Source organism: Nocardia sp. NPDC004722, assembly GCF_053601505.1.
On sequence record NZ_JBSGBY010000391.1, the window covers coordinates 1 to 8,042 of the forward strand.

General features: G+C 71.1%; 5 protein-coding genes. 2 read left to right on the forward strand and 3 right to left on the reverse strand.

Features of this window, described 5'->3' with window-relative positions; translation table 11 throughout:
• Positions 1 to 3: 3 nt before the first annotated feature.
• The 3 genes from ACWELQ_RS30545 to ACWELQ_RS30555 all read right to left on the reverse strand — a co-directional run bounded on the left by ACWELQ_RS30545 (position 4) and on the right by ACWELQ_RS30555 (position 3,682).
• Positions 4 to 543: a DUF2771 family protein gene (locus ACWELQ_RS30545; protein ID WP_452400492.1), complete on the reverse strand. Its 540-nt coding sequence runs from the start codon at positions 541 to 543 to the stop codon at positions 4 to 6.
• A 16-nt stretch (positions 544 to 559) separates the two neighbouring features.
• Complete coding sequence (locus tag ACWELQ_RS30550; RefSeq protein WP_452400496.1) at positions 560 to 2,311, reverse strand: MFS transporter; 1,752 nt, start codon at positions 2,309 to 2,311, stop codon at positions 560 to 562.
• Positions 2,312 to 2,887: 576 nt separating this feature from the next.
• Positions 2,888 to 3,682 carry a glutaminyl-peptide cyclotransferase gene (locus tag ACWELQ_RS30555; RefSeq protein ID WP_452400493.1) on the reverse strand — a complete coding sequence of 265 codons (795 nt, stop codon included), beginning with the start codon at positions 3,680 to 3,682 and terminating at the stop codon, positions 2,888 to 2,890.
• Between the two features lie 17 nt (positions 3,683 to 3,699).
• On the opposite strand from ACWELQ_RS30555, the gene ACWELQ_RS30560 reads away from it, so the two are divergent.
• Positions 3,700 to 4,764 carry a DUF3027 domain-containing protein gene (locus ACWELQ_RS30560; protein ID WP_452400494.1) on the forward strand — a complete coding sequence of 355 codons (1,065 nt, stop codon included), beginning with the start codon at positions 3,700 to 3,702 and terminating at the stop codon, positions 4,762 to 4,764.
• Between the two features lie 141 nt (positions 4,765 to 4,905).
• Positions 4,906 to 8,042 (forward strand): sacsin N-terminal ATP-binding-like domain-containing protein (locus tag ACWELQ_RS30565; protein ID WP_452400495.1); only part of this gene is annotated, 3,137 nt, incomplete at its 3' end.

The following is an 8,042-nucleotide window of genomic DNA, read 5'->3' on the forward strand; positions in this document are numbered from 1 at the left end:
CCCCTACTCACCGGTTGTTGCTGGGCGCACGCTCCCCACAGGCCCTGGAGCCGATCCTGGGTGAGCTGCCCGGCTCGACCGGGTGGCCGGTCGAGTGAGCGCGGTCGTGCCCTTGGCGTAGTCGTCGTGCTGGATGGGCTTCTGCAGCAGTTTGCCGTTGGGCGCCTGGTACACGACCGCGCCCAGCCAGGGACTGTCGGCGATCTCCTTGGGCAGCGACAACTGCAGCGGGAGGCCGGGTTTCACCGGCAGCGCCGCGGATTTGCCGGTGTGGCAGGCATCCCCGCCGGCGGCGCACTCCACGCCGGGCGGCAGCGGCACCTCGTTGTCGGCGGGCAGGGTCCGGCAGTCCTGCATGCGGACATTGCAATCCATGTACGGCGTGACGGTGATCGACTTGCCGTTCGCGTACGCGGTGATCTCGGTCTGCGGCTTGTCGGCATGGCGTACGGCGATCGTGACCACGGCGGCCACCGCCGCCACGAAAACCAGCAGCGCCGCTCCTACCAGGGCGACGATCGTGCGGGTTCGGGTTTGGCTCACCGGGATGTCCTGTCCGTCATGTGGTGGGTTCTCCCGCGCCGTGCGCGGCGGGGATCTCCTGCTTGGCGTGCTGCGGTCGGTTACCGCCCAAACCGGGCAGTAGCGAATGCCCACGGTAGCTGACCACGGTTTGGATCAAACCGAGCGCCATGACACACGAGACCGCGGTGAAACCGATCCACCAGGTGGGCGTGATCAGCACGCCCATCGCGCCGCCGATCACCCAGGCCAGCTGCAGTACGGTCTCCGAGCGGCCGAAGCCGGAGGCGATGGATTCCGGCGGCAGGTCGTCCTGGATCGAGGCGTCCAGGGAGACCTTGGCCAGCGCGCTGGCGCAGGCCGCGACCATGGTCGCGATGGCCGCGCCCAGCAGGTTGCCCATCAACGCGGCCACGATCGCGGCCGCCACGCAGGCGATGGTGCAGCTCAACACGATCAGTTGCGGGCGGCCGAGTTTCATCCGCGCGCCGGTGGCGTTGCCGGTGAAGTTGCCGATGGTCGCGGCCGCGCCGATCACGCCCAGCATGGCGATCTGCTGCACCGGCCGGTGCTCGGTGGCCTTGGCCACGAACGCGCCGTAGAAGGTGAGGAAGCCGGTCAGCACGCGCACGGTGCCGTTGCCCCACAGCCCGGTCACCACCGAACGGCCCAGGGGCTGACGGCGTTTGCTCGGCTGCACCTGGTCGGCCTTGCTCGGGTCCAGGACCTCCGTGCGGGCATCGTTGCCGTGATAGCCGATGGTGGCCGGGACCTCGCCCTCGGTGACCTCGACCCAGGACGGGATGCGCAGGCTCAGATACGCGCCCGCGGCGGCGATCGCGGCGGCGAAGAGCAGTGCGCCGGTGGAGCCGGTCAGCTTGGCGGTCAGCGCGGCCACGCCGCCCGCGCCCAGCGTGCCGCCGACCAGACCGAACACGGTGAGCCGGGAATTGGTGCGCACCAGATCCATTCCCGGTGGCAGCACGCGGGGGGTGACCGCGGATTTCAGCACCGAGAACGACTTGCTGAGGATCATCATGCACAGGGCGAGCGGGTAGAGCGCCCAGTTGTCGATATTGAAGATGAGCAGCATGGCGATGAACACGCGCAGGCCGAACGAGCCCGCCAAGGCCACGCGCCGACCGCGCTGCAACCGGTCCAGCATGGGCCCGATCACCGGGGCGATCACCGCGAACGGCGCGATGGTGATCAGGAGGTACAGCGCCACTTTGGTTTTGGATTCCGCGGTCGCGCTGGCGAAGAACAGCGTGTTGGCCAGGGCCACCGCGATCGCCGCGTCGGTCGCGAAGTTCGCCATGGTGGCGTAGATCAGCGCGGTGAGACCAGACTCCTCCGCGCCGTCGGCCTTGGCCGCCCGCTGGAAGGTCGCGAAACCGCTCTGCGTCAGCTCGATACTGCGGCGTGCCGCGACCCGGGTGACGGTCAGCTTGCGCGGCGGCTTGTGCAGGCCCGCGGTGTCGTGGGGGTCCGCGCCGGGGTCGGGCGAATGCGCTTGCGGGTGCGCCCCTTCCGCGTACCGCGGATCGGTGTAGCTGTCCCGATCGTGGTCGGGCCGGGTCGGATACTCCTCGCGGCGGGCGGGTGGCACGGACTCCGGCTCATAGCGACCGGATCGCGCAGTGGCGTCGGGGTCGTAGTGCTCGGGGCGGGCCGCACGCGACGGCGGCGAGTCGTGACGCCCCGGCCGCGATTCGTGGCGGCTGGGCGGGTCGTTGCGATGTCCGTGCCTGGGATCGGGGGTGTGCCCGGACTCCGGGGCGTAGCGCACTCGCCGCGTGGTGCCGAAGTCGTTCGGCTGCTGCCAAGTTGCCGGTTCGCTAGGCGCGCCGGTGGGCGAACCCATCTCGTACGGTCGGGTCGGCGGGTTGCCCCGGTCGGTGTCGGCGGCCTTGCCTTGGCGGCGGCGGGCCCACCGTGAGGTGCGGCCGACCGACTCGCCACCCTGGTCGCGCGGCGATTCACGCCCGCCACGTGCAGATTCGCCACGGCCGTGGGCGGATTCGCCACCACTCCTCGCGGAAGCTCCACCTCCGCGAGATTCCGGCTGCGGGCCCGGGGTGCGGCGGGTGAGGAATTCGGGGACTTCCGGTTCGCCGGGGGCAGGGCCGGGTCGCCGGCCGGCGCGGTTCGCGGGCGGATAGCGGTCGTACCCCGGGTGCCTGTCGATCATGGGAGAGTCCTCGTCGCCCCAGCGACCTGGGTCGGCACCGGGGTCACGGGGAGGAGTCACGCCCCCAATTCTTGCAGTGCTGCGGGTCGGCGGCTGCACTACCGCCGGTGTGGGCCGCCACAAGTTCGGGGCGGAACCGGTGTCCGGGCCGGTCGCGCCCCGGGTGCGCGCAGGTCAGGCCGGGACGAAACGGACTTCGTAGCTGATCGGCCATTTCTTGCCGGTGAGCAGAAAATGATCGGTGCCGGGGATGTCGGCGATGCCGTTGAGCACATCGGTGTCGGGGGTGCGGGCGCCGGCGGGCAGCAGGCCGGAGGCGTCGATCTTCGCCAGCACCTCCCCGGTGTCCGGGTTGATCCGCAGGATGGTGTTCGAGGGCCAGGTATTGGCGTAGACGGAACCGTCCGGTGCGCAATCGAGTTCGTTGAGTTTCACGTCCTTGTGACTGGTGAGCGCGGTCGTGCCGGTGATCGCGAAGGTTTGCGGGTCGCGGAAGGTGAGGGTGGCGCTGCCATTGCTCATGACCACGCGGTTGTCGCGCGCGCACAGCCCCCAGCCCTCGCCGTCGAAGCGGGTGCGGCGGATCTCGGTGAGGGTGGCCGGGTCTCGCGCGATGGCGATGCCGTCCTGGTAGGTGAGCTGCCAGAGCAGGTCGCCGACCCGGGTGACGCCCTCGCCGAACAGGGGTGCGGGCAGGTCGGCTCGGGCGAGTTCGGCCCCGGTGGCGAGATCGGTGGCCCGCACCCAGGACTGTCCGGACAATCCGGTGCTCTCGTACAAGACCGAGCCGTCTATTTCTAAGCCCTCGGTGAACGCGCCCGGATCGTGCGGCCGAGTCGCGACGACTTCCACGCGCAGCTTCGGCGTGTTGTCGCTGCTGGTGCAGGCCGTCACGGTGGCGGCCAGGGCCAGGGCAGCGGCCAGGATGATCGTGGCGGCCGCTACCGGTGCACGGTGTTTGCGCTCCATACGGCAAAATGTAGGACGTGAGCGCGGTTGGAGTTTCGGAGTCCGGTGTGCGGCCGATCCTGGCGGAGGCGGTCGAGCTGGCCCGCCGTGCGCTCCTGGATCTGGAGCCGATCGGGGTGGGCGCGCATCTGGGCGTGACCGCCGAGGACGAATCCTCGGCGACCCACCACTTCACGGCCACCCTGCCCGGCTATCGCGGCTGGCAGTGGGCGGTCGTGGTGGCGGCCCCGCCGGAAGCCACGGTCGCCACGGTGAGCGAGTCGGCGCTGCTGCCCGGCCCGGACGCGCTCGTCGCCCCCGATTTCATTCCGTGGGAGCAGCGCATCCGCCCCGGCGATCTCGCGCCCGGCGATCTGCTGGCCCCGCCGCTCGGCGACCCGCGGTTGGTGCCCGGCTATGTGGCCACCGGCGATCCGGTCGTCGACGAGGTCGCGCTGGAGCTGGGAATCGGTCGTACCCAGGCGCTTTCCCGCGAGGGCCGGGAAGAGGCGAGCGATCGCTGGTTCTCCGAATACGGCCCCGACACCGATATGGCCCGCGCCGCACCCTCCACCTGCGGCCTGTGCGGCTTCTACGTTCCGCTGGCCGGTGCCCTGCGCGCCGCCTTCGGCGTCTGCGCGAACGCCATGGGCGCGGACGGTCACGTCGTGCACATCGCCTACGGCTGCGGCGCGCATTCGGACGTGGTGCTCCCCAGCGGTAACGGCTCCCCGCTCTACGAGGCCTACGACGACGCCGCCGTGGACCTGATCCCGATCTCCGAGCTGCGCCCGGAAACCGGCACTCCCGCCCCGGAATCCGCTGATGCGGACGAATCGGGCGCGGGGGCAGATGCCGCTGACTCGGCTGATCCTGCGGCGGTCGAGCCTGTCGAGCCGGTAGCCGTCGCGAATGAGCCGGTCACGGTGGACGATTCGGCGACTGTCGACGAGGTGGCCCCCATGGTCGCGCCCGAGACGTCGGTGGACGAGGGGCCGGCGGCGCTGTTCGAGGTGCCGGATCCGGATGCGGTGTACGACGATGCCTGGGCCGTGACGGCGGTGCGGGTGGAGCCCGACTCGGGGGCTTCGGAGGCGCGCTGAGGCGCTGCGGCGGTAATCTGCCGCGGCGTATCCGGCGGATTCCTGCCGGAATTCTGTGAAATGACCGGATGCTTGGCTTTGGCATGCCTGGAAAACCGTGTGGCATGCCGTGAACCCGTTGTGCGGGAAGGGGTGTAGGGCGTGATCGCGACCGATCTGGGGGACCCGTTCGGGACCGAGGCGTTGCGGGCCGGGGTGGTGGCCGCCTGGCGCGGATCGCCCACCCGCCTGCGGGAGGACGCCGCGACCGAGGCCGATCTGGTGCGGTCGGGCTACCGCGACCGCCTGCTGACCGAACTGGCGCAGAACGCCGCCGACGCCGCGCTGAAGGCCGACGTGCCCGGCCGCGTCGCGGTGTGGCTGGACGGGCGGACCCTGCACGTCGCGAATACCGGTGCACCACTGGATGTTTCGGGTGTGCACGCGCTCACCGCGCTGCGCGCGTCCGGGAAGACGCTGGACCCGGCCGAGGGCGCGGCCGTCGGCAAATTCGGTGTCGGTTTCACCGCCGTGCTCACCGTCTCCGACGAGGTCCAGGTGCGCTCGACCGCCGGATCGGTGCGCTTCTCCCGGGCCGAGACGTGGGCGCTGCTGGGCGCGCAGGGCATCGAGATCCCCGAGACCCCGGACGGTTTCGAGCCGCCCGCCCTGCGACTGGCCTGGTCGCTGGAGGAGCGGCCCGCCGCCGGATTCGACACCGAGATCGTGCTGCGGCTGCACGAGCACGTGGACACGGTCGCCCTGCTCGCCGAGCTGCGCTCCGAGGCGGCCGAACTGCTGCTGGAACTGCCCGTGCTGCGCAGCATCCGCATCGGCGATGACGAGATCTCCAGCACGGCAAGGGAACTCGACCACGGACTGACCGAACTGCGAGTCACCGACTCGGAATCCGGTGAGCGTGTGTGGTGGCAGTTCCGCACCGAGCGGGCCCGCTGGCTGCTGCCGGTGTGCGACGGCCGTCCCGTCGCCGCCCATCCGGACGTGCTGCGCGCCCCCACCCGCTCCGACGAGGAGCTGTCCATCCCGGCCCTGCTCATCGCCGACATCCCGATGCAGCCGGACCGCCGCCGCCTGCTGCCCGGCGCGCGCCTGACCGAATTGGCCGTCGGCTACGCCGATTTCGCCCGCGCCCTGCCGCCCCGCGACCGCCTGGTCCTGGTCCCGCTCCCCGGATTCGCCCGCAGCGAGGCCGACAGCGCCCTGCGCGAGGCCCTGATCACCGAACTCCGCGACAACGAGTGGCTCCCGGTGTTGCTCGCCCGCCCGGACGCCGCCCGCGAGCCCGCACCCGCCCCGGTCGACTTCGACGCCGAGTTCGGTTACATCCCCGACCAGACCACCAACCAGGCCGCGCCCGGCGACGCCGAGGCCCCGGCCGATATCGCCGATTTCCCAGCGGAACTCACATCGCCGGACGAGGCCGCCGCCGCGTCTGCGCGCGAGACCGCCTCGGGCGCGGCGGGTGACCGCTCTGCCGCGATCGGCGACGCCGGTTCCGTGGCGCCGGACGGCCTCGACGCGGGATCATCCGCCACTGGTCGGGGCACGGCCGCCAAGGCGCGCGCGGTGCGCCCGGATCACGAGACGCTGCCGCTCTGGGATCTGCCGGAGCAGGACGAATTGCCCTACGGCGCAGTGGAACCCCACGACGCGATCGGGCCGCACGATGTGGTCGCGAACTACGCCGGAGACGAGTTCGGTGAGGCGGCCGAGTCCGGTCGAGAGGCCGAGCGGCAGGCACTCGGCGAGATCGGTGAATCCGGCTTGGGGACGGCTGTGGATGAATCCCGTTTCGCCGAATTCGGCGGCGCGGGCACGCATCCCGACAGCGCGGTATTCGATCCGCGGGGGGCGGTGGCGTCGCCGCGGCGGGCGTCCGTGTTCACCGGTGCCACCGTGGAATTGGCTGATCTGCTGGCGGATGTGGTGGGCCCGCTGGTGATTCCGGAGTTGTCGGCGCGGATGTACGCCGACGCGCTGGCGGCGCTGGATGTGCATCGCATCGGGCTGGCGCGGATCGCGGAGCTGTCGGGCAGTCTGGAACGGGAACCGCAGTGGTGGTATTCGCTCTACGACGCGCTGGACGCGTTCGCGATGGATCCGCTGTCGGTGGAGGAGCTGGGCGCGCTGGCCGTGCCGTTGACCGATGGCCGGTTGGTGACCGGCCCGCGCACGGTGGTGCTGGACGATCGGCTGGAGTCGGCGGTGCCGGTGCACTGGGCGCGGCTGGTGCATCCGGAGGCCGCGCACGAGCTGCTGGGGCGGTTGGGGGCGCGGAACGCGACGCCGGAGGATCTGCTCGGCGATCCGGGCCTGCAAGCAGCGCTGGAGGATGACCCGAGCGATCCCGACACGGTGGAGGCGGTGCTGAGTCTGTCCGCTCACGCCGCGCCCGGCACGCTGCCGACCTGGCTCGGCTTGCTCGAATTGTCCGATGTCACAGGCGAATCGACGCCCGCCGACGAGCTGCTGCTGCCGGGCGCGCCGCTGGATCGAGTGCTGGTGGCGGATTCACCGTTCACCACCGTCGACGCCGACGTGCTGGAGCGCTACGGCCCGGAAGCCTTGCGCGCCATCGGGGTCGGCTGGGGTTTCACCCTGGTCACCGAATCGGATCCGACCGGCCCGGACCATCACCTCGACGACGAGGAAACCTGGTGGGACGGCCTGAGCGAGGATCCCGCGGAGCTGATCGCCGTCCGCGACCTCGACCTGGTCGACGACGCCGAATGGCCGGAAGCCTTGCGGCTGTTGCTCTCCGACGCTGCCACCCGCCCGCTGCTGGCCGATCGCGACGGCTACACCGCCTGGTGGTTGCGCCAGCACGCCCATATCGACGGCATCCCGCTGGGGCTGCTGCGGCACCCCGACGACACCCTGTTCGCGGGCCTGCTTCCGCAGCTGCCGGGCTTCGACGCGAACGATCTGCGCGTGCTGCGCGGCGTGCTCGCCGATCCGGAGGTGCTCACCACCGCGCTCGCCGAGGAACTCCTCGACGCCCTGGCCGATCCGGCCAGAATGCCCGCACCAGAATCGATTTCGCAGACCTACGCGCTGCTGGCGGAGGCGCTGGAATCGGGCCGTCTCGACGCCGGTGAACTGGTGCTGCCGGGTCAGGTGCGCGCCCTGTCCGGCGAGGTGATCCCCGCCGCCGACGCGCTGGTCCTGGACCGCCCGTGGCTGGGCCCCGCGCTGCCGGTGGACCGACTGGTGGTCGGTGACCTCGCATCGCAGGCTGTAGGTCCACTCCTCCAGCGACCTGGTGTCGGCGAGGTACT